This window comes from Paenibacillus provencensis (assembly GCF_042678545.1).
Lineage (GTDB): Bacteria > Bacillota > Bacilli > Paenibacillales > Paenibacillaceae > Paenibacillus > Paenibacillus provencensis.
This window is the reverse complement of sequence record NZ_JBHTKX010000019.1, coordinates 1-1753: the sequence shown is the minus strand read 5'-3', so window position 1 is coordinate 1753 and position 1753 is coordinate 1. Positions and strand designations below refer to the sequence as shown.

Sequence of the window (1753 nt, the reverse complement as noted above, 5' to 3'; positions counted from 1 at the left end):
CGTTAGAATTCCTGTAATACGAATATTTGGAGTTTGAATAAAAAAGAACGCCTCGTTATGATGGGGTTACGCACGAGGTCATTGCCTCAAAAAGCCCATCTGGAGGTCGCTCTATCATGAAGTTTAAAGCACAAAACAAACAAAATCAACTCATTGAAAACATTACCGTTCATCATTTAGTGGTCGGCGTAGATATCGCTCAAGAGACCCATGTAGCCAGGGCCGTCAGCTTTCGTGGGATTGCTCTAGGGAATCCGCTTCAATTTGGAAATCATCGTGACGGCTTCGAGCTTTTCAAACGTTGGATTGAGACCTTACTTCAAACCCACCAACTGAACAAAATCTTGGTTGGCATGGAGCCCACCGGTCACTACTGGTTCAACCTAGCACGCTGGCTCTCCGACCAAGGTATAGAGGCTGTTCTAGTAAATCCTCATCTTGTCAAAAAGAACAAGGAAAACCGAGATAATACACCCTCTAAAAGCGATCACAAAGATGCGCTTGTTATCGCGGACATGATTAAAAATGGGTACTATTCCCCTGTTCGTTTTCATTCCGAGACTTACGAAGAGCTACGTATTCTCATGGCTAACCGAGAAACCGTTACCAAACGCCTTAACAGTGCCGTCAACCAGATTCATCGCTGGGTAGACATTGTTTTTCCTGAGTTGCGGCAGGTCTTTAAGATCCTTACCTGCACCAGTGCAATCGCCACACTCAGACTCTTCCCGTTACCGAGTGAGATTGGTCAATTAACTACGGATCAAGTTATTTTTGGCTGGAAGCAATATGTGAAGCGTCATGCTGGAGTGAAACGCGCTGAGCTGCTGATTTCCCTTGCAAAATCCAGTGTGGGCACGACTCAGGCACTCCGTTCTTACAAGCTTCATCTGGGTCAGCTGCTTGAAGAATATGACTTGGCTCAGCGTCAACTTGAGCAGATTGAACATGAGCTCCGTACTATTCTCGAACATATTCCTTACGCACAGAAGCTGCTTGAAATCCGAGGCATCCATGTCACAAACCTAGCGGGTATTCTTGGTGAGGCTGGGGATCTAAGTGGTTATTCACATGGTAATGCGCTGTTACGTCACGCCGGCTTGAATCTAGCCGAAGCTAGTTCTGGGAAATGGCGAGGAAAGATGGTACTGAGCAAACGGGGCCGGCCTCGCTTACGTCATTTTCTGTATCTCATGACGATGAGCATGGTCATGACTAACCTCGAAATTCAAGCTCTACACCGCTACAATGTAGAAGAAAAGAAGTTAAAGAAAATGAAATCCATTATGAAATTATGTGGAAAAGTAGCACGGATGCTAGTCGCTTTGGCAAAAAACAATACAGCTTACGAACCCATTAGGGTATTGCCACAAGCAGCATAAGCAATACATCCTCACCAGTTCATGCATTCGTAGGATTTCAAGAAGCACGGAGTATCGGGAGACGTTAAACAAAAGGGCTCGGACCCGTTCCGTTAGAAAGACCGACCTCCACCCCTTGGTTAAGATGTGACGAAGGAATGATAGGGCTTGGACCCGTTGAGACATGGGAGTGAGAATCACTAAGGCGAAGTGGAGACGTGCAAATATGGAATAATTTGGGTGATTAATGCTCACCCTTTATTTCTGCATGCCCAATTCTCCTTTAACTGACTACCAGCTCCTCAAACATCTCTTTCTTCGAATTAAACAAGGGATGAAATCCTACGAATTCATGAGCTTGAGTGAGGAAAACGAATTATATTGAGGGAGTT

General features: G+C 45.2%; 1 protein-coding gene. It reads left to right on the top strand.

Translation table 11 applies throughout. The annotated features are described in order from the left end of the window. The first annotated feature begins 116 nt into the window (after positions 1 to 116). Positions 117 to 1382, top strand: a complete 1266-nt coding sequence (locus ACFQ3J_RS27010; protein WP_090728282.1) for an IS110 family transposase — start codon at positions 117 to 119, stop codon at positions 1380 to 1382. Positions 1383 to 1753: the final 371 nt, after the last annotated feature.

Excerpts from the sequence above, each read along its gene's own strand:
- ACFQ3J_RS27010 (WP_090728282.1), top strand. The coding sequence starts at position 117 with ATGAAGTTTAAAGCACAAAACAAACAAAATCAACTCATTGAAAACATT.